Below are 26,119 nucleotides of genomic sequence, written 5' to 3'. Positions count from 1 at the left end.
TGGCCGCCGTGCGCGTACTGGTGATCGAGGACAACGACGACCTGCGGTTCACCGTGGCCGCGGCCCTGCGCGGCGACGGTCTTGCCGTCGACGAGGCGGCGGACCTGCCCGCCGCGGACGAGGCGCTGTTCGTCACCGCGTACGACTGCGCCGTCTTCGACCGGATGCTCCCTTCCGGCGACGCCCTCGACTACGTGCAGAACCTGCGCCGGACCGGTCGCACCGTGCCGGTGCTGTTCCTCACGGCCCGCGACCGCGTCACGGACCGGGTCGAGGGATTCGCCGCGGGGGGCGACGACTACCTGGTAAAGCCGTTCGCCGCACCCGAGTTGGTGGCCCGGGTACGCAGCCTGTGCCGCCGGGCCGGGAGCGCCAGACCGCCCCTGCACCGCGTCGCGGACCTGGAGATCGACACCGCCCGTCGACAGGTGCGCCGGGGCGGCGTGCTGCTCTGGCTGACCGGCAAGGAGTTCGCGCTGCTGGAAGTGCTGGCGACCCGTACGGACCAGGCGGTGCCCCGCGCCGAACTGATCGAGAAATGCTGGGACGAGATGGCCGAACCCAGCTCCAACGTCGTCGACGTCGTCGTCTCCCAGCTGCGCCGCAAGCTCGGCGACCCACCGCTGATCCACACCGTCCGCGGTGTCGGCTACCGACTGGCCCGTGGTGAGGCCGGGCGATGAAAGCCGTTCCGTTCCGGGCCCGGCCGGCTTCCCGCCGGGCCGCGACCACGCCCGCGGCGCGGCGGGCCCGCAGACTGCGGTGGCGGCTGACCGCGCTGTTCGCCCTCACCAGCGCGGTCGGCCTGATCGGCCTGGCGGCCTTCGCCCTCCACAGCGACGACGTCGCCACCCGCCACCAGACCGACAACAACCTGAAGTTGCAGGCCGCCGAAGCCATGACCGGGCTCGACTACGACGAAGGCGGCCACCTCGACATCCGCGGCATGCTCGACTTCACGGAGACCGACTGCCCGCCACTGACCGTGTTCTCGGCGCACGCCGGCGACCTCAAGGTCGTCCACACACCGCACCGGCCCTGCGTCCGGGCCCGGATGACCGATGTCCGCGCCATAGCCGCCCTCGCGGTACGGCGAGGCGACACGGCCGTGACGAACGCACACGCCGAGAACGGCCACCCGCTCCGGCTCGTGGCCGTGCCCTTCACCGGGCCCGACGGGGACACCACAGGCGGCGCGATCGTCACGGCCGCCGACACCGCCGACGACCAGAAGTCCCACCGCGAGCTGACGCTCCTGCTCGCCGCCGGCTGCGCGGTGCTGCTCTCCCTGTCCGCCGTCGCGGGCCACCTGATCTCCGGCCGGGCCATCCGCCCCGCCCTGAACGCACTGCAGCAGCAGGAAGCCTTCCTCGCCGACGCCGCCCACGACCTGCGCACCCCCGCCACGTCGCTGCGCCTCCTCGCCGAAACCGCCATGCGCGACGACACCTCACGCACCGCCGCGCTGGAACGCACCGTGCGCCTGGCCACCCGCATGGGCGACCTCATCGACGGCCTGCTCACCCGCGCCCGCCTCACCGCCGGCGTCGCCACCCTCGCCCGCGAACCACTGCGCCTCGACCAGCTCGTCGAAGCCGTCGTCGACGAGACCCCCACCGACGGACACCGGATCACCGTCGACACCGAACCGGTCGTCGTCGACGCCGACCCGGACCTGCTGCGCCGGGCCGTCACCAACCTGTTCGCCAACGCGCTCACGCACGGGCACGCGGCGGGCCGGCCCGCCGCGATCGCACTCGGCGTCTCGTCCGCCGGCGTCCTCACCATCGACGACGCGGGCCCCGGAATACCGCCCGACCTGGCCGATTCGCTCTTCGACCGCTTCCACAGCGGCTCCGGCTCCACCGGCCTCGGCCTGTCCATCGCCGCCTGGGTCGCCCAGGCCCACGGCGGCACGCTCACCGCGACCGGCAGCCCCCTCGGCGGCGCCCGCTTCACCCTCCGGCTGCCCACGCACAGCGGGTAGCGCCCCGCGCCCGATGTTCATCGCCCGTCATCGGCACGACCTCGGCGGCGCTCGCACCGGCCGGACGGAGCACGGGGCATGTCGACCGTGACGAGACCCTCGTCTTCAGCCGGTGGCGTTCAGGGGCGGGCAGGTGCGGTGCCGTGCCCGGGCGGCACCGGCTGCGACGGTGCCGATCATGGCGACCAGCGCGACCGGGAAGGCGAAGAGGAGCTGGTAATACCCCACCGCGGATCCCCGAGGATGCCGATCGCCCAGCCCACCAGGGCCGCCGCGACGAGGATGACGGGGAGGGCCTCGGCCAGGGCCCGCAGGGTCGCGTCGTGTGCGGGGTCGAGCGGGCGCCGCGGGCTCTCGTCCACGGCGCGCCGGACGAAGAAGAACGCGATGATCAGGCAGGCGACCCAGCCCACCCACATCACGACCCAGCCCACCCACATCAGCGGAACGCCGGGATCGGGGGACCCGCGCACCTCCCGCAGCACGTTCCCGTCGAGCGTGGTCACCGCTGATTCGCCGCTCGGGTCGAGGAAGTCGGACCAGGACACCCACAGAAAGATCGAGCCGTCCGCGACGTCGAGGCCGGCCTTGGCGGAGCCGGACGGTCCTCTCCGCCACGGCTTGACGGCAGTCGGATGCCGGGAACGGTGAGCGCCGCCTGGGCGGCCCTCCACTACCGTCCGTGTGCCGGTGAGTGCGCTGCGGGAAGCCCGGAGGCGGGCGGCCGGGTCAGACGGCCTGGTCGCGGTGTCGTCACAGGTCTGCGCGGATGGACCGTCCCGATCCGGACGTTGCCGGGTGAGTTGTCACACGTCGACGCCTCAACAACCGCTGTACGCCCCGAGGATGTGCGGAGTATCGTCGGATATGTCCGGATGCGCGACCCGCATCCCCGGCGGGACGCGCATAGACCCGCACCAGAGTTGGATTGGGTCGACACCATGACACGCAGATCAGTTACGGATTCCCCGGGGAGGACTCGTCTCCGCCGCGTCACGATCGCGTTGGTGGCCGCGGCCGCAGCGGCGGGCATCTCCTCGGCAGGCGCATGGCCCGGTGGCGAACACGGCGGATTCGGCCGGTACTCCGCAGAGCAGGGGAACTTCAGAGGGGCAGCGACGGTCGCGATGGCGCCCGCGGCTCCCGGCGCGCGGACGGCGGCCAACCAGGTGGCGATCGCCGGCTTCGCGTTCTCGCCGTCGACCTTGACCGTCAGCAAGGGCACCACGGTGACCTGGACCAACGAGGATCGGGCTCCGCACACGGTGACCGGCTCGGGCGGGCTGAATTCGCCGACGCTCTGGGGTGGCGATTCCTACACCTTCACGTTCAAGACCGCCGGCACGTTCAGCTACGGCTGCGACATCCACCCGTTCATGCACGGCACGGTCGTAGTGAAGTGAAGTGAAGTGGTGCGGAGCGACGCGAACTGAGCTGAAGTGAGGTGAGACGTGGTGGCCGGCCCGCTGCGAACAGGGTGTGTTGGCTGCTGGTGACGACGCCGCCACGGGATGAAGATGTGGTTGCTACGGCTGCTCACGGCGGCTGGACTGGCCGTCGACGCCTACGTGCATGTCGCGCTGGCGGAGGCATACGACCCGGTAGGTGCCAGTATCACTGAGGGGACGCTGTTCCGCGCCCAGGCGGCCGCGGCGGCGCTGGCGGCCGTCCTGGTGCTGGCGAGCGGGAGAAACCGCTGGGTATGGGCGTTCGCCTTCCTGGTCGCGGCGTCGGCGGTCGGCGCGGTGCTCCTGTACCGGTATGTGGACGTGGGCTCTCTGGGGCCGCTGCCCAATATGCATGAGCCTGTCTGGTATCCGAAGAAGACGGTTTCGGCCGTGGCGGAGGCAGTGGCGGCGCTGTGCGCGGCGGTCGGCTTCGTCAGGGTCAGCCGTAACCGCACGCCCGGCCGTCGGGCGTGAGGGAACGGGAGGAAAGGTGACGGGATTCGCGGGTTCGCGTCCCGTCGATCCGTAGTCGGGGTACGGGAATTCGGGATCCGGCCATCGCGGCACGGGATCTGGCCAGTGTCGGATCCCGTGGACTACGGCTGAGGGCCACGGGTAGCTTGGCGGGACGTCGTTCGACTGGATCACCGGCACAGGGAGACCCATTGGAACGAAAGGCGAGTTACCGTGAATTGAGGCAGGGAATCGGGGGGTTGGCCCTGCGCCGTGCGGGACGGCCCGGCACGGCGGCGCCCTCGCCGGCCGCGGATACCGCGTCACCGCTTCTCCCGGGGCAGCCGCCTTTCGTGTCCGGCCCCGGCCGTCCGGCTTTCGCACGGAATCACGTCCACCTGCCCGGGCGATATCCCACCGCATTCGCGGACGCGGACTCGCCGTGAAATCCCGCACGGAGCGGATGTTCAACAGACGGCTCCCGCCGGTGGGTTGGGAAAAGTGGGTGGCGGAGACGGCGCGGGCCGCCTGGTACGGAATTCCGTCAGCCGGAATTCCGTCAGCCGTCGTCCGGGAACGCGCAAAACCGTCATAGGCACGCTCTGTCTTCCTCGTTACGACCGGAGGCGTACGTGATAGTTCTCGGTTTGGTGGGCCGCCCCGACGTGCCGCAGTGCCACGATGCCGCGGCATGTCTCGTCATCGACGGCAAGGTGGTCGGGGCGCTGGAGCAGGAGAGGATCAGCCGCCGCCGGCATGCGGAGGGCGAGGGTCCGGAGGGCGCGGTCAGGGCCCTGCTCGATGCCCACGGCGTCCACCCCTCGGAGGTCCAGGCCATCGGCTACGCATGGGCCGACGCACCGGAGGGGGCGCTGACGCCGGAGACCGACATCCCCTGCGGGGTGCACGTCAGCGACCGGCTGACGGACACCATCCTGCCCGGTCTGGCCGGTGAACTCGGCACGCGGGACATCGTCTTCTTCGACCACCACCTCTGCCACGCGGCGCAGGCGTACTACCTCAACCCGTACCGGACGGCCGACGTCCTGGTGGCCGACGGGTGGGGCGGAGACGGCTCGACCTCGCTGTTCCATGTGCACGACGGCCGGTTCCGGCTGCTGGAGCGGTACGACCGGTGCTGGTCGCTCGGCGTGTTCTACGGGGCCGCGTCGGCGTACGCCAACCTCGGCTGGTGGGGCGCGGGCAAGCTGATGGGGCTCAGCTCCTACGGGCGCACCAGCGACCTGCAGTTCATGACGTTCGACCCCTCGGACGCCTCGTTCCGCCTCGACCGCCGGCTGAAGGGCGCACTGGCGACGGCCCGCGACTGGGAACGCCTCGGAGACCAGTGGCTGGAGACCTTCGAGGCGGACTGCTTCCCGCACACGGACTCCTCGGCGAACGCCTTCGACTACGCGCCGTTCGCCGCCGATGTGCAGCTCACGGTCGAGGAACTCGGCCTGGGCCTGGCCCGGAGGCTGCGCCGGCTGTCCGGTGAGGAAACGCTCCTGCTGTCCGGCGGCGTCGCGCTCAACGCGCATATGAACCGCCGGCTGGCCCGCGAGAGCGGGTACGCGCGGGTGTCCGGCACCGTCGCCCCCAACGACGGCGGAACGGTCTTCGGCGCGGCGATGCTGGCCGAGGCCCTGCTGGGGAAGGCGCCCGAGCCGCTGTCCGCCGACGCGGAGCCGCCGATCTTCTTCGGGCCGGAGGTGTCCACGAAGGCCATCGAGGAGGCGCTGGCCCGGAGCGGCGCGACGGCGCAGGCGCGGGAGCCCGGGGCCCTGCGGGCGGAGGTCGCCAGGGCCGTCGACCGCGGGCAGGTGGTGGCCTGGTTCGACGGCCGCAACGAGTTCGGCCCGCGGGCGCTGGGGGCCCGCAGCCTGCTCGCGTCGCCCCGCGACCGGGCCACGCTCGACCGGCTGAACCGTGTGAAGAGCCGTCAGCCCTGGCGCCCGGCCGCGCTGTCGCTCACCGGGCAGGGCTTCGAACTGCTGGGCATGGAGCCGCCGGTGAGCGGTCTGAGCGACTACATGCTCTGCACCCACCGCGTCGGCGAGGCGGGCGTCGCCCGGGCGGTGGCCGGCGTCCACGTCGACCACACGACGCGGGCGCAGTACGTCCCGGACTCCGGCGACGGCTTCGGCGCCCTGCTCGGCGCGGTCGGCGAGGAGACCGGGCTCCCGGCGGTCATCAACACCTCGCTCAACACCAAGGGGGAGCCCATGGCCCTCGGCCCGGACCAGGCCCTCGGCCTGATGGCCGGGTGCGCGGACGTCGACCTGCTGGTGATGCCGCCGTACGTGGTGCGGCGCACCTGAGGCGCCCGGCGGCGGCCACCCGGCTCTCCCCGGTGGCCGCCGCCGTGCGCGGCTGGTACGTACGGCATGCGCGGTGGTGTGGGCGGTGCGATGCGGGAACGGGGTCGACGAGGCGTAGGGAGGCGGGCGATGCTGCTGGTGCCGGGCGCCGCCGAGTCGCGCCGCTGGGAGGCGGTGGCGGCCGCGGTGCTGCGCCGGGCGTGGGGGCTGCGGGCCTCGCCGGTCGCGGCGACCACGGGCTGGAACCACACCTGGCGGGCCGACGGCCTCTGGCTCACCTGCCGCCCGGCGGCGGAGGGGGCCGCGTTCCGGCGGGAGACCGAACTGTTCGGGCGGCTCAACGGCTGCGCCCCGGTGTCCGGGGTCCGGGCGCCGGTCGCCGTTCCCACATCGTCGGGTGGTCTGTGCGCGGAGGCGCGGGGCCACGTGTGGCGGCTGACGGAGGAACTCCCCGGCGAGACGCCCTCCGGATTCCACCGGGCCGACTACCCGCGGGCCGGCGAGGGCCTGGCCAGGCTGCACGGCTTCCTGGCCGGGCTGGGCCCGCGCACCGCCGTGCAGGCCCGGGGTCCGGTCGACCTCGCCGCCGCGCAGGTCGCCCGCGGCGTCCCCCGGCCCGCGGACCTGCCGGATCTGGCGGCGGCGGACCGGGCCCGGCTGGCCCTCGGCCTGCGGGCCGTCGCGGACGGCCTGGCGGGCGTGCGGGCGGCCCCGCGGCAGCTGCTGCACGGCGATCCGGGACTGCCGAACCTCCGGGTGGATCCGGCCAGTCGGGAGCTGGTCGCCGTCCTGGACCTGGAGGCCGCATCCGTGGGGCCCGTGGAACACGACCTGGGATGCATCGGCCTGTCCGCGTTCTCGCACCGCGAGGACGACGGCATCGACGGCGTCGCGGCGCTGGCGTCCGCGGTGGCCGCCTACCGCCGCGGCACCGGGCGCACCGTGGACGAGCGGGCCGTCTACGTCCTCATGCTGGCGAACGAGATCCGGCTGCTCCGGGAGCTGCTGCGGGGAGCGCGGCCGGGGGAGAACCTGCACAGCGTCGTCCAGTGGCAGTTCGGCCGCTACCGGAAGGTCTTCGATACCTGGTCGCGGCTCCGATTCCAGGGAGAACGCGCATGCCTGACGTGACGGTCGTCATTCCGCTGTACGGGACGCACGAGGGCCGGGGCAGCCTTCTCGCGGTCACCGCGGCCTGGCTGGCCCAGGACGTGCCGTGCGAGGTCGTCGTGGCCACCGCGGGCGAGATCCCCGTCGCGGTCGCCGAGGATCGCGACGCGCACCGCAGGGTGCGCGTGGTGCGGGCCGACACAGCCCTCCGGGCGCCGGGGCTGCTGCGCAACGCCGGTGCCGAGCAGGCCCGTTCGCCCATGCTCTACCTCTCCGACGCCGATATCGCTCCGCTGGGCCGCGACTATCTGCGCCGGGCGCTGCGGCCGGCGGCGGCCGGCCGGGCCTTCGCCCAGCCGTGGATGCACCGGCTGCTGGGCGGCCTGCCGGAACCGGGCCCGCACGGGCCGGTGGACCACCGGCCCGACGGCAGGGACCCGTTCTGCTTCGTGACGGCCGGCTGCGACGGGTCGCTGCGGGCGTGCGACGGCGAACGGATCGTCTGGGAGGAGCGGTCCTACGGCACGCGGCGGTACCCGACCCCGATGGTCTTCCCGCCGGCCGCCGGGCGGGACCCGGGCATGCACGACGACTACCAGTGGCGGGCGCCCTACCACTGGGGCGGGCTGCTGCTCGCCCGGCGCACCTTCCTGCAGGTGGGCGGCTACTGCCCGCGGTACTTCGGCTGGGGCAGAGAGGACGACGATCTGCTCATGAAGGCCGAAGCGCGCGGCGGCGTCGTGCGCGGATGGCGCGCCGACCCCTCCCTCGCCTGCCTCCACTTCGAGCACCCGCTGTCGTACGGCGAGGCGCCGTCGCCGGAGTGGAGGGCGAACGACGCCCTCTACGCCCGGCGGACCGCGGCAGGCGCGGACGCCATGATCGAGGAGGATCTGACGGCCCCGCCGGATCACGGCCGAGAGGTGGTGTGACCTGCCGGTGCGGGCGCCGCCAGGGTGCGGCCGGCCCGCACCCCCGTCCAGGCGTACTCCGTCAGCAGCCGCGACCGGTCCGCCGTGACGCTCTGCCGGTCGGCCGGCGGCAGGCCGCCCACGCCGATGGTGGACACCGCCGTGTCCCTGATGCGCTCGCCGAGCCCGCCGAGCGGATCCTGCCCGGTGGGCGGGGCGAACCGCGGTGCCAGGCAGGCGGCACGCCACCCCAACAGGAGGCAGTGGATCCACAGTTCGTCCGCGTACGGAGCGCCGAAGTGCCGGGCCACGGCCGCGGCGGCATCCGCCGGACGGTGGCCGTGGACCAGCTCCCGCAGCTGTTCCGGGTCGAGACCGGTGGCGGGTAGGGCGTCGCGCCACAGGGAGTGGCCGCGGATGCCGAGGGCGCCGTCCGGCCCCTCCACCCTCAGGTGCGCCGCACCGCGCCGCAGGTACGGCAGGCAGTCCACGGAGTCCAGGACGCGCCCCGCCCCGAGCAGGTCCCCGGACCCGGCCGCGTCCACCAGGCATGCCGAGCGCCGCACACCGTGCCACGCATGGCCGGAGATGCTGTCGGTGTCAAGGTGCTCCACGACGTTGGGCACCGCCATCAGGCCCATCCGCCCCTCCTTGCGCAGGAGTTCGGAGAGGATCTCGTCGTCGTGGACCTCCGCGCTTCCGCGGGCGTACCGGTGGAATGCCTCGGCCTGTGCGGCGGGCAGGCAGACCGCCTGCGTGGGGGTGAACTCCTCCGGGACCCCGCGGACCCAGGCGGCCCCGGCCAGGGCGGCCAGCCGGACCGCCGCGCCGTTGCGCGAGTTCCAGTGCGTGTAGAAGGCGAGGGCCTCGGTGGGGTGCCTCTGCGCCGCACGGACCACCTGGGACAGCAGTCCCTCCGACGCGCTCACGTCGTCCTGGATCACCAGGTGGTGCGAGGCGCCGGGGCCGACCGCCTGCCACGCGCGCACGGCCGTACGCAGCGCCGAGGGCGCCTCATCCGGCGAGGGGTCCACCACGACGGCGTCGAGGCCGAGCCGGCGCGCCAGCCCCTCGGCGCGCTCCCTGCGCCGCGGGTGTGTCATCACCGCTGAACTGACACGCACGGCTGAACTGACTTGCATGGTCGCCATAGGTCTGGACGTCCTTTGTTTGCCGACGGGTGCACCAGCAGAAACACGGGAAGCGACGAGAGGAACAGGCGGGGCCGGAGAGCGAGTTGGGCTACGGGAAAGCTAACGTCCGCCGCACGGCCCGACCAGAGGGCAATCGGGTCAGCCCCGCCCTTGGGGGGCGCCCACGGCCTCCCGGTGCCCGGCCGGGGCCGCCGCCCGGGCGGGCACCGGGGCCCCGGGCGGACCTGCCGGCTGAGGCGCTCGGGTCGGGGCGGTCCGGCTGATTCTCTACGGGCGAGCCTGGCCCCGGTCGGTTCGCGGACGGGTGGGGTTGGCGGGGTTGGTGTTGGTGAGGTCGGTGGGAGCGGTCGGGTGCGGGGGCGTCGACGACGGGTGGCCGTAGTCGTCGAGCGTGATGTCGGCGGAGATCTCGTGGCCCTGTCCCAGCATGGCGGCGAGGGCGGCCGGGTCGTTGAGGGCGGCGTTGCGGGCGTCCATGGCCTCCTGGGTGGGCGGGGCCAGGAATTCGCCGACCCGTCGGCCGCCTTCCTGACATCGCGTCACATACGGTCGCAGCTTCTGCTCGTAGCGGGCGAAGGCCGTGCGGTGGTCACCGTTGGCCGCGGCCAGTTCGCCGGCGAGGACATAGGCGCCGACGATCGCCGATCCGGTGCCCATGCCGCCGACCGTGGCACCGTAGGCCGCGTCACCGAGGAGGGCTATCCGGCCGGTCGACCAACTCGGCACATCGACGCGGCTGATGGCGTCGAAGTAGATGTCGTCGGCATCCCGGACGGTCTCGATCAGCTCCGGGGTCCGCCAGCCCGCTCCCTCGTACGCCCGGACGATCGCCTCCTTCTGGGACCGCGGGTCGCGCCGGTCGTAGCCCAGCCCGTCGGAAGCGAAGACGCAGAAGGTCTCGCCTCGGTAGTCCGGTTCGTCGGCGCGGCGGGGCAGGCGGCCCACGGTCGCCAGCCGGCCCGGTTCGCCGTAACCCACCGGGCGGGCGGCGAGGTCCGGGGCGGCACCCGGGGGCAGGTCCCAGCCGGCGACGCAGTAGCCGAGGTGGCTGACGAATTCCTCTTCGGGGCCGAAGGCGAGCCGGCGCACGGCGGAGTGCAGGCCGTCGGCACCGATGACGAGGTCGAAGGTGCGGGGGGCGCCGTGCTCGAAGGAGACGTGGACACCGTCGGCGGTTTCGGTGAGGGAGCGGATGGAGTTGCCGAAGAGGTAGGCGGTGGTGCCGGGGGTGCCGGTGCCCCCGGGGGCCTCGGAGGCGGCTTCGCGGGTGGGGCGGGAGTGCGCGTAGAGGATGCGGGAGAGTGCGGAGCGGAGGATCTCCACCTCGCCGCCGGCGAACTCCCCCGGCATGGCGGCCAGTTGGCGACCCTGGTCGTCGATGAAGGCCATCGGGCTGCCGCCGGTGCGGTGCCGCTTGATCTTGCCGAGGACGCCCATCCGCTCCAGCACCGCCAGATGTGCGGCGCCCCGGAAGTCCACCGCGAAGCCGCCGCCTCGGAGGGCGGGGGCCAGCTCGATCACGGTGGGGCGGTAGCCGTACCGGGCGAGCCAGTAGGCGAGGGCCGGGCCGGCGACGCTGGCGCCGGAGATCAGCACCGTGGGCGCGGCCCCACCGCCGGCCGTGCCGGTCGTGGTCGCTGCATCGGTGCTTGCTTCGTACGTCATTGGTGCTCCCCCGTCGGGTCGGTCCGTCATGGCGACACGACAACTGTATCCACCGGACACAGAAATGTATACCCCCGGACGCAGTTTTAGGATTCGAGGGTGGCTGGAGACGAGAAGAGCAGTGCGTTCGGGGAGCAGGCGGGCAGCGTCGAGCTGCTGTGGGGCGGCCGGGAGCGGCCGAGCCGCGGCCCCAAGCCGGCGTTGAGCCTGGAGCAGATCACGCGGGCCGCCATCGCGCTGGCCGACATCGGGGGGCTCGGCGCGGTGTCCATGCAACGGGTCGCGGCGGAGCTGGACTTCACCAAGATGTCCCTGTACCGGTACGTGCCGGGCAAGACGGAGCTGGTCGCGCTCATGATCGACATGGCGATGGGGGAGCCGCCGCGGCCGGCGGCCGCCGCGGCCGGCGATTGGCGGGGGGCGCTGCGGGAGTGGGCGAAGGCGCTCGCCGCGGTCTTCCACCGGCACCCGTGGCTGCTGACCGCCGCCGTCGGCCCGCGCGTCATGGGGCCCCACGAGCTGGGCTGGACGGAGACCGCGCTGACCGCCCTCACCGAGAGCGGGCTGACCGGGAGTGAGCAGCTGGACGCCGTGGTGCTGGTGAGCGGGCACATCCGGAACATCGCCCAGGTGTCGGCCTCGATGGGCCTGGGCAGCGCCCGGGCGAAGGAGCCGGAGGCCGTGATGAGCGCGGCGCTGAACGAGTTGCTGGTCGGGCGGTCGGAGCGGTTCCCGGCGGTGGCGGCGGCCGTGGCGGCCACGTCGGCCGGCGAATCCCGCGATCAGGCGTGGGAGTTCGGGCTGGAGCGGATCCTGGACGGGCTGGCGGCGTACGTGCCGCGGGGCGGCGGGGCGGCGGGGGCCGAGTAGGGCGCGCCCGCCGCGATCCCGCCGGGCCCGGGCCCGGCCCCGCAGGCCGGAAGGGACCAGGCGCCGGGCGCCCTGCCACCGCCGGCAACCGGCGCCCGCCCTCCCGGGCGTACGCCGGGCCGCGCCCCGCTACAGCCGCACCGTCTTGCGGGGCTGGTCCTTCGCGCCCGTCAGGAGGCCGTGCAGGGCGGCGAATTCGTCGACGCACTTGGCGGTGCCGTTGACCACGCAGTCCAGGGGCGCGTCGGCGACCACCACCGGCACGCCCGTTTCCAGGCGGAGGCGGCGGTCGAGGCCGCGCAGGAGCGCGCCGCCGCCGGTGAGGGCGATGCCGCGTTCGATGATGTCGCCGGAGAGCTCCGGCGGGCATTCGTCGAGGGTGCGGTGGACGGCGCGGACGATGGCGTCGACCGGTTCGGCCAGGGCGCCGCGGATCTCCTCGGCGGTGATCTCCTGGATGCGGGGCAGGCCGCTGAGGTGGTCGCGCCCGCGGACCGTGTAGGAGGTGGGGCGGTCCGATACGGCGTCCGGACCGTCGGCGTCCGCGGCGTCCTCCGGGTACGCGGCGGCAGCCTCGGCGTGGCCGTCCGCCGGCGTCCAGGCCGCGGAACCGATGGCGATCTTGATGTCCTCGGCGGTGCGCTCGCCGATGGCCAGGCCGTGCTCCTTCTTGATGTAGGTGGAGATGGCGGCGTCCAGCGCGTCCCCGGCGACCCGTACGGACTGGGCGGTGACCAGTCCGCCCATGGAGACGACGGCGACCTCCGTGGTGCCGCCGCCGATGTCGACCACCATGCAGCCGACGGGCTCGTCCACCGGGAGGCCCGCGCCGATCGCGGCGGCCATCGGCTCCTCTATGAGGTGGACTTCGCGGGCGCCGGCGCCGCGCGCGGAGTCGATGACCGCGCGCCGTTCGACGCCCGTGATGCCGGAGGGGACGCAGATGACGACCCGGGGCCGGGAGAAGCGGCGGCTGGGCAGGGCCTTCTTCATCAGGGCGCGCAGCATCTGCTCGGCGGCGTCGAAGTCCGCGATGACGCCCTCCCGCAGGGGGCGCATCGCGGTGATCCCGGAGGGCGTGCGGCCGATGGTGCGTTTGGCCTCGGAGCCGACGGCGATGATCTCGCCGGTGGCGTTGACGGCCACCACGGACGGTTCGTTCAGCACCACGCCCTTGCCGCGGGCGTAGACGAGGGTGTTGGCGGTGCCGAGGTCGATGCCTATGTCGTACGTACCGGACGAAGTGCTGGACGCCATGGGGAGTTCGCTTGCTCTCTCTCGGGAGGACATTGCGCAGCAGAGAGCGTCATTGGCCTACCAATGACGCTAATTGCGGGCAATTATCTAGACTACTGGGGACGGTGAATGGTTCCTGCAGGGACGTGGGGAAGCTGTCGCGGCGGGGTCAGTGCCGGCCGCCGCCGGGGGCTGCGCGGGCCGTGCCGTTCGGGCCGCCGGAGCCACCGGAACCGCCGGAGAGCGCCTCGGCGAGGTCGTCGAGGGCGTCCAGCAGCAGTTCGGCGGCGCGTACGGCGACGCCTTCGTGGCCGCCCTCGGCGTTCCACCGCTCCCAGGCGGCGTGCGGTCCGCTCCAGTCGAGGGGTGCGCCGTCGCGTACCGCCCGGGCGGCGCCGTCCAGGGCGGGGCGCAGCGCGGCGGCGAACGCGGCGGCGCCGGGCGAGGGTTCGGCGTCCTTGGCGGGGAGGTGGGCCTCCCCGATCATCGTGACCCGCCCCATCGTGGCGAGCGCGGCGCCCGCGGCGTTCGCCGCGCCGGGCGACAGGCCGCGGTGGCGTACCGGCTCCTTCTCGGCGCGGGCCGCGCTCTCCTCCCAGGAGGCGCGGGCGGCACGGGCGTCCAGGAGGGCCTCGCGGACCTGGCGGGGGCGGCGCTCGGCAGGCCGGCCGTAGCCGTCGAGGACGGCGCGGGCGTAACGGCCGTTGGCCGTCAGCCAGTCGGCGAGGCGGTCGCGGAGCCGGGGGGTCTCCCAGGCCGGGAAGAGGGCGTACGACAGCATCGCGAGCAGTCCGCCGACGAGGGTGAGCACGACGCGTCCCTCGACGGTCTGCTGCCAGCCCTCGCCGATGATGCCGAGGAGGAAGACGACGTAGGCGGCGACGCAGGCCGAGGTCACCGTGAAGCCGGTGCGCATCAGCAGGTACATCAGGAACACGCAGAACACGGCCAGCGCGGCGCTGACGGAGGCGCCGGGGTGGGTGAGCGCCATCAGGGCGCCGCCGACGGCGACGCCGACGAGGGTGCCGGCGAAGCGGGCGAAGCCGCGGGAGTAGGTCTGGGCGAAGTCGGGGCGCATCACCATGACGGAGGTGAGCGGCGCCCAGTATCCGTGGCCGAACGGGAGGGCGGTGCCCAGCAGATAGCCGGCGGCGGCGACCGCGGCGACCCGCAGCGCGTGCCGGAGGACGTGCGAGGACCAGCGCGCCTCGCGGCGCACGGACCGCAGGGCGACGGGGACGAGCTTGGGGACGCTGGGGCGGAGCAGGTGGCCGCGTTCGGCTTCGGTGGTGGGGCGGGTGGCCTGGACGGGCTCGTCGGTGAGTTCGACGGCGTCGGCCAGGAGGGAGATCAGGCGGTAGGCGGCGCGGCGGGCGGGGCCGTGGAGCATCGGGCCGGTGGCGGGGACTTCGAGGGCGGCCACCGCCTCGGGCGGCAGCCGGACCGGCCTGGCGTGCCGGACGGCGTGCGCGACGGCGTCCAGGACGGTGGCGGCGGCGCCCAGCAGTTCGCGGGCGCGGTCGCGTTCGGGTCCGTCCAGGGGGGCGCCGACGACCGGGTCGGCGAGCGAGGCGAGGACCGGGCGGACGCGTTCGGCGAGGCCGCGGGGGCCGTGCAGCTGCACGGGGCGGCGCCTGGCCTGGCGGGGCGTGACGGTGGAGGCGAGCCGGGCGTCCATGAGGGGCGCGGGGTCGAAGGGGGCCACCGGGTCCTGGCGCAGCCGGCGGGCGTAGTCGGCCTCGGCGGCGAGCGCGTCGGCGAGGGCGTCGCGCTGGGTGCCCCAGGGGCGTACCGGGAAGGCGACGATGAGGGCGGCCTGGACGAGGCCGCCGAAGAAGATCAGGGCGGCGTGCTGGAGGGCTCCCGGGACGGAGGTCGGGAGGGTGACGGTCACCAGCATGATCGCCACGGTCTGGGTGCCGGCCAGCCCGGAGACCGGCCCGATCGCCCAGGCCATGCCGGCCAGCAGCGTCCAGCCGGTGAGCAGCAGGACGAAGGCGACGACGTGGGAGGCGGCCAGGTAGCCGAGGAAGGTGGAGACCGCCAGCGCGCCGGCGACGGCGAGCGCCAGGACCGGGCGGGGGCGCATGCTGCGCTGGAAGGTGACGATGCCCGAGGAGAAGGCGCCGAAGGCGGAGGAGACCGCCAGTTCCGGGCTGCCGCGCCACAGGCACAGGCCGATGACGAGGGCCACGCCGGCGGCGCCGCGGACCGCGATCAGCGGGGTCAGTTTGGCGCGCTCGACGGCCAGCCCGGAGCGGGCGGCTTCCTTCAGCGCACGCGACCAGGTCATGGCGTCGAGGATACGGTCCGGGACCTGGGGTGACGGCGTGTCCTGCCGGGGGCTTTTCCACCCGGTCGGCGGAGCGCAGGGGGGTGAGCGGCAGCGCATACGGGTGTCCAGGGTGCACGCTGGAGGGCGCGCGGGGACCGATTTCGGGGTCGGCGTTGCGCTCCCACCTGGAAAATCACGGTAAACCCGATCTCAGCTGAGCGTAAACACCACAGGTCAGAGGCGGGTACCGGGATTCGGGCGGGGAAGGTGCGAGCAAGCTGACACGCCGAAGGGGAAACCAGTTCCCGTCCCGTCCCCTCTTGTTGGCCGGTCGGGACATCTCCCGGCCCGTCCGCCAAGGAGAAGGCCCCGTGCGTAAATCCCTTTTCAAGCCGGTGATCGCGTTGATCGCCCTGACCGTACTCGGAACGACGGCAGGCTGCGGCTCGAGCGACGACTCCCAGAACCAGCCCGTCCGGTTTGGCGGGCCGAAGCCGGGCGCTGCCATGCAGACCGAGCCGTCGAGCAAGGGGATCGTGCAGCAACCCACCCACCCGATCAACTTCCAGGAGACGAGCAAGGTCGGCGGGGCCGGCGACAACACTCCTATAGCCGTGACCACCTACCACGGCAAGAAGTCTGGTTTCACCGGAAAGGTGTGGGTCTGGGCGCCGCCGGAGTACTACGACAAGAAGAACGCGAACAAGGGCTTCCCGGTCATGGAGGCCCTGCCCGGAGCCTACGGCTACCCGGTGAACTACTGGATCGGCTCCGACCTCAAGCTGGAGGAGAGCCTGGCCTCCTGGTCCAAGGCCGGCAAGAGCCTCCCGTTCATCGTCGTGATGCCGGTGCTCAACCCGAACGACAAGCAGTACTACGACGGCAGTGACATCCCCGGCCAGCCGAAGATCGGCACCTGGCTCAGCAAGGACGTGCCCGAGCTCGTCCGGGAGAACTTCCGCACCCTCAAGACCCGCGACGCCTGGTGCATCATGGGCTCCTCGTCGGGTGGCTTCTCGGCGCTGAAGAATGTGCTCCAGAACCCCAACGACTTCAAGGTCGCGATCCCCAACGGCCCGGACATCGTCCCGGACTCCCCGCTGTGGAACGGCCACGCCGCGGCGGAGCGCGAGAACAACCCCGAGGTCCTGGCCCACCGGCTGATCGCCCGCGGCGGACCCGACGTCTACCTCGCCTTCCAGGACGGCTCCAAGGAGAACACCATCCTGCCGAAGGTCCGCAAATTCATCGCGCAGTACGGCCACGGCCCGGTGAAGACGCGCTTCCAGATCGTGCCGAACGGCACGCACAGCGGCGCGACCTACGTCCAGGGCCTGGGCATGGGCACGATGCAGTGGGTGAGCGCGCACATGCAGGGGCCGACCTCCTAGCACGGCGGCCTGGCGCGGGGCGGCCACGGCGACCGGGACCGGTCGCGGTGGCTGCCCCTTTCGCGTGCGGCGGGCGCCCGCCCGTGCGGTGCGCCGCGGGCTCACGGCACGCAGTCGACGTCCTGCAGCGTGATCGGGCGGGAGGCCAGGCCCACGTACGCGGTGAAGGTGGCGCGGCGCCCGCCGTCCCAGTGGGTGGTGACGGTCGCCCACCCCACGCCCGCGGACCTGGCCGTGGTCACCCTCCCCACGGAGATCGCCCGCGGGGTGTTCTGGGCGCAGAGCAGCAGGTCGTAGCCCTCGGTGTGGGCGGCGCGGTCCTTGAGGTGGTCGGATACCTGGTGCGCGCGCTGGTACGGGCCGGGGCCGTGAGGGCCGTAGAAGGCGGTGAGGAAGCGGTGGATCTCGGCGGCGGTGCGGCGGCCGCCGGGGGCGCCGCGGACGGTGGCCGCGGCGGACGGCGCGGATGCGGATGCGGATGCGGCGAGGGGCAGGCCGAGGGTCGCGACACAGGCGGCTGCGGCGGCGATGCGGCGCGAAGCGGTACGGAACACAGTAGGTCCCCCATTTCCGGCGTGTGCATCCGTAGACATCCGCTCCCGGTGAAGGGTTGCACCGCCGGGCAAACGGGACATCTGTTCGCCGGCCCGGCCCCGCGGTGAACGGCACCGCACGGCAGCACATCACGCCAGCCGCCCAGCGCGGTGACCTGGTCGAGGACGTTGCCGACGACGGTCGGCCCGACGGCGCCGCCGACCGCGCCCAGCGGCGCGTCGGTCACCGCCGGCAGCCGGAACGCCGGTGCCGCGGTGACCAGTTGGCTGACGAAGGCATAGCCGACCACCACCGCCGGCCGCGCCACCGCGTCCCCCGCGGGCAGCTCGCCCCCGGCCGGCCGCGTACCGCATCCGTCGTACGGGCCCCGCGGCGGCACCGGTCCCCCGGGGGCTCGCGCTGGGCGCCGCCGCAGGTCAGTACGCCGGCGGGCCGTAACCGCCCTGCGGGGGCGGCGGGTTGCCGGGCGGCATGAGCGGGCCGCCGGACGGCGGCATCGGCGGCGGCCCGGGCTGCTGCCAGCCGGCCGGCGGCACGGCGGCGGGGCCCTGCGGTACGTAGCCGGGGGCGGCGAACCCCATCGGGGCCGGCGGCTGCCAGCCGGGGGCGACCGGTTCGCCGCGCGCCATCAGGGCGCACAGGGCCAGCGAGCCGAGCAGGTCCAGCAGCAGCTGGGCGTCGGCGATGATGCTCAGGCCCGGCAGGGTGGCGTCGAGTGTGAAGAGGGTGCCCTGGTTGGCGAACGCGATGACCGTCAGCACGGCGTTGGGCAGCAGCGCGATGGCCAGCCCGAAGGACAGGCCACGGGCCGCGGTGCCCCGGATGAGGCCGTTGAGGCCGGCGATCGCGGTGAGGAGGAAGAAGACGACGGCGTACCAGCCGGGGGCCAGGGACAGCAGCGAGCTGAGGATGCCCCTGCCCAGGTAGAGCACGGCGAACGAGGTGCGGCCGCCGCCCTGCACCAGCATGTAGACCTGCCACACCACATAGCCCAGCGCCATCGCGCCGAGCAGCAGTCCGCCGATCACCCCCGCCGGCCCGGCCGGCCGCGCCGGCGGTTCGCTCGGCGTCCGTCGCGGCCAGGAGCGCATCCCGGCCAGCAGCACGATGCCGGCGACCACGGACAGCGGGAACAGCGCCAGGCTGCTGAGGAAGACGCCCTTGAAGGTCGAGGCGCCGGTGTCGGCGTGCACGAACCAGCGGTCGTCGGAGGTGTGGCTGCCGACGCTCACCAGGGCTTGGAGGGCGGTGGCGAAGGTGAGGGTGGTGGCGACGGCCAGCAGCCCGCCGGCCGCCCGGCGGCCCGCGAAGGCCGCGAGGGCGGCCGTCAACTGAAGCAGCAGAACGCCCAGTTGGACGGGGTTGCTGACCTCGTTGGTGCCGGGCGCACCGGGCCCGGTCCAGCTGTCCCAGACCCCCACGACGCCGAACTGGCCGATGTCGACCGCCAGCCAGTACGCGCTGAACAGGAAGAACAGCAGGCACAAGAGCCCGCCCGTGATCCGTGCGCCCTTGGCGAGCGCGGTACTGCGTGGCATGTCATCCCCCGGTGGTGTTGGTGCCGTGACGCGGAGAGCACCGTAGCAACGCACCCTTGGGGGTCTCTCCCCTGGACCCGCGGTCCCGCGCCCGACCGCCCCGGGGGACGGCCGGCGCGGGACCGGTCCGGTGGTCCGTCAGTGGTTGCGCGGGAAGCCCAGGTTGATACCGCCGTCGGACGGGTCGGGCCAGCGGGTGGTGACGACCTTGCCGCGGGTGTAGAAGTGCACGCCGTCGTTGCCGTAGATGTGGTGGTCGCCGAAGAGCGAGTCCTTCCAGCCGCCGAAGGAGTGGTAGCCCACCGGGACCGGGATCGGCACGTTCACCCCGACCATGCCGGCCTCGACCTCCAGCTGGAAGCGGCGGGCCGCGCCGCCGTCCCGGGTGAAGATCGCGGTGCCGTTGCCCCACGGCGAGGAGTTCATCAGCTCGATGGCGTCCTCGTACGTCTCCACACGGACCACCGAGAGGACCGGGCCGAAGATCTCGTCGCGGTAGGCGTCCATCTCCGGGGTGACGTGGTCGAGCAGCGAGATGCCGATCCAGTGGCCGTCCTCGTAGCCCTTCACGGTGTGGCCGGTGCCGTCGATGACGACGTCGGCGCCCTGGGCCGCGGCACCCGTGACGTACGAGGCGACCTTGTCGCGGTGCGCCTTGGTGATCAGCGGGCCCATCTCCGAGGCCGGGTCGTCGCCGGGGCCGATGCGCAGCTTGCCGGCGCGCTCCTTGATCTTGCCGATCAGCGGGTCGGCGGTGTCGCCGACGGCGACCACGACGGAGACCGCCATGCAGCGCTCGCCGGCCGAGCCGTACGCGGCGTTGATCGCGGAGTCGGCGGCCAGGTCGAGGTCGGCGTCCGGGAGGACCAGCATGTGGTTCTTGGCGCCGCCCAGCGCCTGGACGCGCTTGCCGTTGGCGGTGCCGGTGGTGTGGATGTAGCGGGCGATGGGGGTGGAGCCGACGAACGAGACCGCGGCGACGTCCGGGTGCTCCAGCAGGGCGTCGACGGCCACCTTGTCGCCGTTGACGACGTTCAGCACGCCGTCGGGCAGGCCCGCCTCGGCGGCCAGCTCGGCGAGCTTGAACGCGGCGCTGGGCACCTTCTCGCTCGGCTTGAGGACGAAGGTGTTGCCGCAGGCGACGGCGATCGGGAACATCCACATCGGCACCATGGCCGGGAAGTTGAACGGCGTGATGCCGGCCACGACACCGAGGGGCTGCCGGATCGCGGCCACGTCCACCCGGGTGGAGACCTGGGTGGACAGCTCGCCCTTGAGCTTCTCCGGGATACCGCAGGCCAGCTCGACGATCTCCAAGCCGCGGGCGACCTCGCCGAGCGCGTCCGAGTGCACCTTGCCGTGCTCGGCGGTGATCAGCCGGGCGATCTCGTCGCGGTGCGCGTCGATCAGCTCGCGGTACTTGAACAGCACGGCGGTGCGGCTGGCCAGGGAACTGACGCCCCAGGTCCGGAACGCCTCCCGGGCGGCGCGGACCGCGGCGTCGACCTCGTCGGCGGTCGCGAAGGCGACCTGCTTCTCCTGGGCGCCGGTGGCCGGGTTGTAGACCGGGCCGAAGTTGCCGGAGACGCCCTCGACGGGCTTCCCGCCGATCCAGTGGTTGATGGTCTTCATGCGAGGGGCCTTTCGTACGGTGCGGCAGCGAGCGGATGTCAGAGGTGGCGGCGGCGGGCGGCGGCCTGCCGGTCGTACGCCTTCCGGGCGGCGACCGCCGCCGGACGCGTCGCGGTCTCGGCAACGGGTACATCCCACCAGGCTTGGGCAGGCGGCGCGCCCGGCACAGTGTCAGTCGTTCCGGTCTCGACATAGACACATGTGGGCGCTTTCGCGCCACGCGCCTCGGCGAGCGCGGCACGCAGCTCGGCGACCGTGTCGGCGCGCAGCACCCGCATGCCCAGAGAGGCGGCGTTGGCGGCGAGGTCGACGGGCAGCGGCTCGCCCGTATACGTGCCGTCCGCGGCGCGGAAGCGGTAGTCGGTGCCGAAGCGCTCGCCGCCGATCTCCTGGGAGAGGCCGCCGATGGAGGCGTAGCCGTGGTTCTGGATGAGGACGATGGTGATGTTGATGCCCTCCTGCACCGCGGTGACGATTTCGGTGGGGTTCATCAGGTATGTACCGTCGCCGACGAGCGCCCACACCGGGCGGTCGGGAGCGGCCATCCGCACCCCGATCGCGGCCGGGATCTCATAGCCCATGCAGGAGTAGCCGTATTCGAGGTGGTACTGCCGGCGGGACCGGGCGCGCCAGAGTTTGTGCAGGTCGCCGGGGAGCGAACCGGCCGCGTTGATCACGATGTCGGAGTCGTCGACGAGCGCGTCCAGCGCCCCCAGGACCTGCGTCTGGGACGGCCGCGCGGACGGGTCCCCGGCCCCGTACGCGGCATCCACCCGGCGCTCCCAGTCCGCCTTCGCCGCCCCGTACTCCGCCGCGTACGCCGCGTCGACGCGGTGGCCGGACAGCGCGCCGGTGAGCGCTTCGAGTCCGGCGCGGGCGTCGGCGACCAGGGCGAGGGCACCGAGCTTGTGGGAATCGAAGGCGGCGATGTTGAGGTTGACGAAGCGGACGCCGGGCTCGGCGAAGAGCGTCGCCGAGGCGGTGGTGAAGTCCGTGTACCGCGTACCGACGCCGATGACCAGGTCGGCCCGGCGGGCCAGCGCGTCGGCGGTCGCGGTGCCCGTGTGCCCGATCCCGCCGACATCGGCCGGATGGTCGTGGCGCAGCGACCCCTTGCCCGCCTGGGTGGACGCCACCGGGATGCCGGTCGCTTCGGCGAACGCCCGGAGCGCGTCCTCCGCCTCGCTGTGGTGCACCCCGCCGCCCACGATGACCAGCGGCCGGCGGGCCTCCCGGACGGCGCGCACCGCGGCGTCGAGCGCGGCGGCGTCCGGGGCGGGCCGCGGGACCCGCCAGACCCGGTCGGCGAAGAACTCCTCCGGCCAGTCGTACGCCTCGGCCTGCACGTCCTGCGGCAGGGCCAGGGTGACCGCCCCGGTCTCCACGGGGTCGGCGAGCACCCGCATCGCCTGGAGGGCGGCCGGGATCAGCGCCTCGGGCCGGGTGACCCGGTCGAAATAGCGGGAGACGGGGCGCAGCGCGTCATTGACCGACACATCGCCCGCGGACGGCACTTCGAGCTGCTGGAGGACCGGATCGGCGGGGCGGGTGGCGAACACGTCGCCGGGCAGCAGCAGCACCGGGAGGCGGTTCACGGTGGCGAGCGCGGCGCCCGTGACGAGGTTGGTGGCCCCGGGCCCGATGGAGGTGGTCACGGCCTGCGCGGAGAGCCGGTCGCACTGCCGGGCGTAGCCGACGGCCGCGTGCACCATGGCCTGTTCGTTCCGCCCCTGGAGATACGGCAGTTTCGGGGTCCCGCCGCCCGCCCCCTCGGGCGCCGCGCTGCCGGACTCCAGCAGCGCCTGCCCGACACCGGCGACGTTGCCGTGCCCGAAGATGCCCCAGCAGGCGCTGATCAGGCGGTGCCGGCGGCCGTCCCGCTCGGTGTACTGGTGGGCCAGGAACTCGACCAGGGCCTGGGCGACCGTCAGATGACGGGTGCCCGCCGGGGCGGTGTCCGGGTCGGTCGTCGTCCGGTCGCTCATCGGGGGTCTCCTGCGGGTGCTTGGTAGAAGGGGAGGCGGGGGTCGACGGGCTGGTCCGGCCACGTACCGCGGATCCAGCCGTGATCGGGGTGGTCGCAGATCAGCCACTCACGGGTCTCCCCGGGCCCCGCCATGACGTTGAGGTAGTACATGTCGTGCCCGGGGGCGGCGATGGACGGGCCGTGCCACCCGTCGGGAATCAGCACCGCGTCTCCGCCGCGGACCTCGGCGAGGACGTCCGTGCCGCGACCGCGCCCGGACGGCGTCACACGCTGATAGCCGAGCCCCTGCGTCCCGTGGGCGGCGGCGATCTCGAAGTAGTAGATCTCCTCCAGCTCGGCCTCCTCCCCCGGACGGCACTCGTCGTGCTTGTGCGGCGGATACGACGACCAGTTGCCCCCGGGGGTGAGCACTTCCACGGCGATCAGCCGGTCGCACGCGAACACGTCCGCCGCGGCGAAGTTGTTGACCTGCCGCGAGCAGCTGCCGGTGCCCCGCAGCTCCACCGGGACGTCGGACGCGGCACCGTAGCGGGCCGGCAGCCGGCGCTCGCAGCGCGCCCCAGTGAGCGCGAACCGCCCGCCGGCGCCGCTGGTGATCCGCACCCGCGCATCCCGCGGTACGTACGCGAAGTCCGTCACCCCGCTGAACACGCTCTCCCGGCCGGCCAGTTCACAGCTCACCGCGTCCGCGGAAGCGGAACGTGCCGCGTCTTCGCAGTTCCCCGCGTCGGGACCGTCCGTCACGACCGTGCAGCCGCCGGAGAGCGGCAGCACGATCCACTCGCTGTCACCGGTGGCGAAGGAGTGATGCCCACCCGGCGGCAGGTCGAGGATCCGCAGCGAGCAATACCCCCAACCGGCCTTCTCGGGGCTGATGTCGAGGGCGTACGGACCGTCGGCGCCGCGGCCCGCCGGGATGTGGAAACCGGAGGCGGCCGGGGGGACGGCCCGGGAGGCGGGGGCGGCCCCGGACACCGGGAGCCCGGAGGGCACACCGGGCTCCCGAGGCTCGCCGGACCCACCGGAACCGCCGGCCCCACCGGAACTGCCGGAACCGCCCGCGGTGCGGGAATCTGTGATCTCAGCACTCATGACAACAAGTCTCCTACTCGCCACTGACAGTGAAGGTTTCGGCGCCGTGCGGGGCGGGGCGGAGCGGTCGCCACACCGCGCGAGGGGCGGCGCGCCGGGCGGCGCGGGGGACGTGCCGGACGGCCCGGGGGCGGCGCGACGCGGTCGTGGCACGGTGCCGCGGCACCGGACACGGGCCCGGCCCGGGCCTAGAGCAGCCCCACCGCCGTGTCGACCGCCGCCGCCACATCGCCGTCCGCCGGATAGAGGAGCGAACGGCCGACGACCAGCCCGTGCACGGTCGGCAGCCGCAGCGCCTTGCGCCACTTCTCGTACGCGGCTTCCTGGTCCCGCACGGTCCCGCCGATGTCGCCGCCCAAGAGGACGGCGGGCAAGGTGGAGGTCTCGCAGACCCGGGCCATCGCGTCGGGGTCGTCGGTGACCGGAAGCTTGAGCCAGGTGTAGGCGGAGGTGCCGCCGAGGCCGGAGGCGATGGCCACGGAGCGGGTGACGGCCTCGGGGCTCAGGTCGTTGTGGACCCGGCCGTCTATCCGGCGGGAGAGGAACGGCTCGACGAAGACGGGCAGTTCGCGTTCGGCCATCGCGTCGATGGCGCGAGCGGTGCTCTCCAGAGTGGTCAGCGATCCGGGATCGTCGTAGTCGATGCGCAGCAGCAGCTTGCCGGCGTCGAAGCACAGCCGCGCGATGTCCTGGGGACGGTGCCCGGTGAACCGGTCGTCCATCTCGAAGGCGGCGCCCGCGATACCGCCGCGGTTCATGGAGCCCATGACGACCTTGCCTTCGAGGGCGCCGAGCAGCAGCAGGTCCTCCAGGATGTCGGCGGTCGCCAGCACCCCGTCCACCCCGGGCCGGGACAGCGCCAGGACCAGCCGTTCGAGCAGGTCGAGGCGGTTGGCCATGGCCAGTTGGCGGTCTCCGACGGCGAGCGCGCCCCGGGCCGGGTGGTCGGCGGCGACGATCATCAGTCGGCCGCTGTCGCCCAGCAACGGACGGCGCGTACGGCGGGCGGCGGCCTCCGCAACGGCTTCGGGATGCCGGGCCCGCAGCGTCGCGAGGTCACTGATCCGAGGGGTCAAGGCTCAACTCACCTTCTTGAGGGTGGGGGTGGGGCGGCGGGACGGACCGGGCCGGGGCGGAGCGGGAGGCCCCACAGAGGCGGGGAGGGGGAGGCGCGAGGGGTGAGGCGGCGTGGGCCGGGAGCCTCGGACCGGGGCGACGGACGGGGCGGGCCCTCGCCCCGGGGCGGGACGGCGGACGACCGGACGACGGGGCCGCGGGCGGACGACGAGGCCGCGGGACGGCGCCACAGCGGGAGCGGCAGCGCCAGGAGCGGGACTCGCGCCCAGCCGGTCCGGGCCCGGGTGGGGCCCTCCGCCCCCGTCACCGATCCGCGAGAAACGCCTCGACCTCGTCGGCCGTCGGCATCGCGGAAGAACAGGCCAGCCGCGAGGCGACAATGGCCCCGGCGGCATTTGCGTAGCGCATCATCGGCTCCAACTCCCAGCCGGAGAGCAGCCCGTGGCACAGCGACCCGCCGAACGCATCCCCGGCACCGAGCCCGTTGACGACCTCGACCGGGGTCGGCGGGACCTCGGCGGTACGTCCGTCACGATGGACGGCCAGCACCCCCTTCGGTCCCTGCTTGACGACGGCCAGCTCCACGCCCATGTCGAGCAGCGCCTGGGCACACGCTTTCGGGTCACGCAGTCCGGTGGCGACCTCGGCCTCGTCGACATTGCCGACCGCGACCGTCGCATGCTTGAGCGCGGCCTCGTAGTACGGCCGGGCGGACGCCATCGCCGCGGCGCCGGACGCCCCGCCGTCCCCGGAGGCGCCGCCCTCCCCGCCCCAGAACATCGGGCGCCAGTCGAGGTCGAAGACCGTGGTGCCGCGCCGGTCCCGCGCCTCCAGCGCGGCCAACGTCGCGCCGCGGCTCGGCTCTTCGCAGAGCCCGGTACCCGTGATCCAGAAGATCCGGGCCGCAGCGATGGCCTCCATGTCCAGCTCGCCCGGGTGAATCACCAGGTCGGGGGCCTTGGGTCGGCGATAGAAGTAGAGCGGGAAGTCATCCGGCGGAAAGATCTCGCAGAAGGTCACCGGCGTCGGGTGTTCGCCCACCGCGCTCACCCAGCGGTCGTCCACGCCGAAGTCGCGCAGTGCCTGATGGATGTAGTCCCCGAACGGGTCCCGCCCCGTACGGCTGATGACGGCGCTCCGCCGCCCGAGCCGGGCTGCGGCCACCGCCACATTGGTGGCGGACCCGCCGAGGAACTTCCCGAACGTCTCCACCTGGGCGAGCGGCACACCGGTCTGCAACGGGTAGATGTCCACCCCGATGCGCCCCATGGTGATCAGGTCGTACGGCTCGGTCATATACGCCCCTTCGGGTCGCCCGGCGCGGCGGGTCGATCGGCACCGGCCCTCTCAGCCGGCTTCAGCTCCGCCCAAAGGTCTAACCGCCATCCTCAACCCCTGTCAACACTTTGTCCTTACA

The 26,119-nt window shown here is 73.4% G+C and carries 21 protein-coding genes and 1 pseudogene; 9 read left to right on the top strand and 13 right to left on the bottom strand.

Going from position 1 to position 26,119, the window contains the following annotated elements:
* Positions 1-8: 8 nt before the first annotated feature.
* Both GR130_RS05785 and GR130_RS05780 read left to right on the top strand, forming a co-directional pair.
* A complete protein-coding gene (locus tag GR130_RS05785; protein ID WP_236572826.1) occupies positions 9-683 on the top strand; it encodes a response regulator transcription factor in 675 nt (224 codons plus the stop codon).
* A complete protein-coding gene (locus GR130_RS05780) occupies positions 680-1,987 on the top strand; it encodes a sensor histidine kinase (protein ID WP_159503703.1) in 1,308 nt (435 codons plus the stop codon). The genes GR130_RS05785 and GR130_RS05780 overlap by 4 nt, the downstream gene beginning before the upstream one ends.
* A 176-nt stretch (positions 1,988-2,163) precedes the next feature.
* On the opposite strand, the gene GR130_RS05775 is transcribed toward GR130_RS05780, so the two are convergent.
* Positions 2,164-2,535 carry a DUF3180 family protein gene (locus GR130_RS05775; protein WP_159503702.1) on the bottom strand — a complete coding sequence of 124 codons (372 nt, stop codon included), beginning with the start codon at positions 2,533-2,535 and terminating at the stop codon, positions 2,164-2,166.
* A gap of 459 nt (positions 2,536-2,994) precedes the next feature.
* Between GR130_RS05775 and GR130_RS39670 the strand changes: the two genes are divergently transcribed.
* The 5 genes from GR130_RS39670 to GR130_RS05750 all read left to right on the top strand — a co-directional run bounded on the left by GR130_RS39670 (position 2,995) and on the right by GR130_RS05750 (position 8,251).
* Entirely contained in the window at positions 2,995-3,390 is a 396-nt protein-coding gene (locus tag GR130_RS39670) for a cupredoxin domain-containing protein (RefSeq protein WP_236572824.1), read from the top strand.
* 108 nt (positions 3,391-3,498) lie between these two features.
* The gene (locus tag GR130_RS05765) at positions 3,499-3,909 is read left to right on the top strand and encodes a hypothetical protein (RefSeq protein WP_159503701.1); all 411 of its coding nucleotides are present in this window, start codon (positions 3,499-3,501) and stop codon (positions 3,907-3,909) included.
* Positions 3,910-4,520: 611 nt separating this feature from the next.
* Complete coding sequence (locus tag GR130_RS05760) at positions 4,521-6,209, top strand: carbamoyltransferase C-terminal domain-containing protein (protein ID WP_159503700.1); 1,689 nt, start codon at positions 4,521-4,523, stop codon at positions 6,207-6,209.
* A gap of 129 nt (positions 6,210-6,338) precedes the next feature.
* Entirely contained in the window at positions 6,339-7,340 is a 1,002-nt protein-coding gene (locus GR130_RS05755; RefSeq protein WP_159503699.1) for a phosphotransferase family protein, read from the top strand.
* The gene (locus tag GR130_RS05750) at positions 7,328-8,251 is read left to right on the top strand and encodes a galactosyltransferase-related protein (protein ID WP_159503698.1); all 924 of its coding nucleotides are present in this window, start codon (positions 7,328-7,330) and stop codon (positions 8,249-8,251) included. The genes GR130_RS05755 and GR130_RS05750 overlap by 13 nt, the downstream gene beginning before the upstream one ends.
* Here the strand turns inward: GR130_RS05750 and GR130_RS05745 are convergent.
* Together GR130_RS05745 and GR130_RS05740 are read right to left on the bottom strand one after the other, a co-directional pair.
* On the bottom strand, positions 8,230-9,333 hold the full coding sequence (locus GR130_RS05745; RefSeq protein ID WP_236572823.1) for a hypothetical protein: 1,104 nt from the start codon (positions 9,331-9,333) through the stop codon (positions 8,230-8,232). The two genes, GR130_RS05750 and GR130_RS05745, sit on opposite strands and share 22 nt — an antisense overlap.
* Positions 9,334-9,651: 318 nt before the next feature.
* Positions 9,652-10,980: an FAD-dependent oxidoreductase gene (locus GR130_RS05740; RefSeq protein ID WP_443043751.1), complete on the bottom strand. Its 1,329-nt coding sequence runs from the start codon at positions 10,978-10,980 to the stop codon at positions 9,652-9,654.
* Positions 10,981-11,148: 168 nt separating this feature from the next.
* Between GR130_RS05740 and GR130_RS05735 the strand changes: the two genes are divergently transcribed.
* The gene (locus tag GR130_RS05735; RefSeq protein WP_159503696.1) at positions 11,149-11,919 is read left to right on the top strand and encodes a TetR/AcrR family transcriptional regulator; all 771 of its coding nucleotides are present in this window, start codon (positions 11,149-11,151) and stop codon (positions 11,917-11,919) included.
* A 129-nt stretch (positions 11,920-12,048) separates the two neighbouring features.
* Here the strand turns inward: GR130_RS05735 and GR130_RS05730 are convergent, their stop codons facing one another.
* Together GR130_RS05730 and GR130_RS05725 are read right to left on the bottom strand one after the other, a co-directional pair.
* Complete coding sequence (locus GR130_RS05730) at positions 12,049-13,176, bottom strand: rod shape-determining protein (RefSeq protein ID WP_159503695.1); 1,128 nt, start codon at positions 13,174-13,176, stop codon at positions 12,049-12,051.
* 148 nt (positions 13,177-13,324) lie between these two features.
* Positions 13,325-15,448 carry an FUSC family protein gene (locus tag GR130_RS05725; protein ID WP_159503694.1) on the bottom strand — a complete coding sequence of 708 codons (2,124 nt, stop codon included), beginning with the start codon at positions 15,446-15,448 and terminating at the stop codon, positions 13,325-13,327.
* A 353-nt stretch (positions 15,449-15,801) separates the two neighbouring features.
* On the opposite strand from GR130_RS05725, the gene GR130_RS05720 reads away from it, so the two are divergent.
* Positions 15,802-16,821: an alpha/beta hydrolase gene (locus tag GR130_RS05720; RefSeq protein WP_159503693.1), complete on the top strand. Its 1,020-nt coding sequence runs from the start codon at positions 15,802-15,804 to the stop codon at positions 16,819-16,821.
* A gap of 101 nt (positions 16,822-16,922) precedes the next feature.
* Here the strand turns inward: GR130_RS05720 and GR130_RS05715 are convergent, their stop codons facing one another.
* From GR130_RS05715 to iolC, 8 genes and pseudogenes are all read right to left on the bottom strand, one after another.
* Positions 16,923-17,375, bottom strand: a complete 453-nt coding sequence (locus GR130_RS05715; protein WP_159503692.1) for a hypothetical protein — start codon at positions 17,373-17,375, stop codon at positions 16,923-16,925.
* A gap of 119 nt (positions 17,376-17,494) precedes the next feature.
* Positions 17,495-17,716, bottom strand: a pseudogene (locus tag GR130_RS40285) (ABC transporter permease); the annotation flags it as partial.
* Positions 17,717-17,792: 76 nt separating this feature from the next.
* Complete coding sequence (locus GR130_RS05705; RefSeq protein ID WP_159503691.1) at positions 17,793-18,914, bottom strand: hypothetical protein; 1,122 nt, start codon at positions 18,912-18,914, stop codon at positions 17,793-17,795.
* 138 nt (positions 18,915-19,052) lie between these two features.
* A complete protein-coding gene (locus tag GR130_RS05700) occupies positions 19,053-20,546 on the bottom strand; it encodes a CoA-acylating methylmalonate-semialdehyde dehydrogenase (protein WP_159503690.1) in 1,494 nt (497 codons plus the stop codon).
* Positions 20,547-20,584: 38 nt separating this feature from the next.
* The gene (gene iolD, locus GR130_RS05695) at positions 20,585-22,531 is read right to left on the bottom strand and encodes a 3D-(3,5/4)-trihydroxycyclohexane-1,2-dione acylhydrolase (decyclizing) (protein WP_159503689.1); all 1,947 of its coding nucleotides are present in this window, start codon (positions 22,529-22,531) and stop codon (positions 20,585-20,587) included.
* On the bottom strand, positions 22,528-23,625 hold the full coding sequence (iolB, locus tag GR130_RS05690) for a 5-deoxy-glucuronate isomerase (RefSeq protein WP_159503688.1): 1,098 nt from the start codon (positions 23,623-23,625) through the stop codon (positions 22,528-22,530). Before iolB ends, iolD begins: the two co-directional genes overlap by 4 nt.
* Before the next feature lie 188 nt (positions 23,626-23,813).
* Complete coding sequence (locus GR130_RS05685; RefSeq protein WP_159503687.1) at positions 23,814-24,701, bottom strand: Cgl0159 family (beta/alpha)8-fold protein; 888 nt, start codon at positions 24,699-24,701, stop codon at positions 23,814-23,816.
* Between the two features lie 304 nt (positions 24,702-25,005).
* Positions 25,006-25,998 carry a 5-dehydro-2-deoxygluconokinase gene (gene iolC, locus GR130_RS05680; RefSeq protein ID WP_159503686.1) on the bottom strand — a complete coding sequence of 331 codons (993 nt, stop codon included), beginning with the start codon at positions 25,996-25,998 and terminating at the stop codon, positions 25,006-25,008.
* Between the last annotated feature and the right edge of the window lie 121 nt (positions 25,999-26,119).

The sequence above is a fragment of the Streptomyces sp. GS7 genome (assembly GCF_009834125.1).
In the GTDB taxonomy this organism is placed as follows: domain Bacteria; phylum Actinomycetota; class Actinomycetes; order Streptomycetales; family Streptomycetaceae; genus Streptomyces.
Note: the sequence above shows the minus strand (reverse complement) of the source record. Positions and strands in the feature narration are given on the sequence as shown.

Bases quoted from the DNA above. Each gene is read 5' to 3' on its own strand.
- GR130_RS05780 (WP_159503703.1), top strand. From the start codon at position 680: ATGAAAGCCGTTCCGTTCCGGGCCCGGCCGGCTTCCCGCCGGGCCGCG.
- GR130_RS05765 (WP_159503701.1), top strand. From the start codon at position 3,499: ATGAAGATGTGGTTGCTACGGCTGCTCACGGCGGCTGGACTGGCCGTC.
- GR130_RS05755 (WP_159503699.1), top strand. From the start codon at position 6,339: ATGCTGCTGGTGCCGGGCGCCGCCGAGTCGCGCCGCTGGGAGGCGGTG.
- GR130_RS05750 (WP_159503698.1), top strand. From the start codon at position 7,328: ATGCCTGACGTGACGGTCGTCATTCCGCTGTACGGGACGCACGAGGGC.
- GR130_RS05745 (WP_236572823.1), bottom strand. From the start codon at position 9,333: ATGACACACCCGCGGCGCAGGGAGCGCGCCGAGGGGCTGGCGCGCCGG.
- GR130_RS05730 (WP_159503695.1), bottom strand. From the start codon at position 13,176: ATGGCGTCCAGCACTTCGTCCGGTACGTACGACATAGGCATCGACCTC.
- GR130_RS05725 (WP_159503694.1), bottom strand. From the start codon at position 15,448: ATGACCTGGTCGCGTGCGCTGAAGGAAGCCGCCCGCTCCGGGCTGGCC.
- GR130_RS05705 (WP_159503691.1), bottom strand. From the start codon at position 18,914: ATGCCACGCAGTACCGCGCTCGCCAAGGGCGCACGGATCACGGGCGGG.
- GR130_RS05700 (WP_159503690.1), bottom strand. From the start codon at position 20,546: ATGAAGACCATCAACCACTGGATCGGCGGGAAGCCCGTCGAGGGCGTC.
- iolD (WP_159503689.1), bottom strand. From the start codon at position 22,531: ATGAGCGACCGGACGACGACCGACCCGGACACCGCCCCGGCGGGCACC.
- iolB (WP_159503688.1), bottom strand. From the start codon at position 23,625: ATGAGTGCTGAGATCACAGATTCCCGCACCGCGGGCGGTTCCGGCAGT.
- iolC (WP_159503686.1), bottom strand. From the start codon at position 25,998: ATGACCGAGCCGTACGACCTGATCACCATGGGGCGCATCGGGGTGGAC.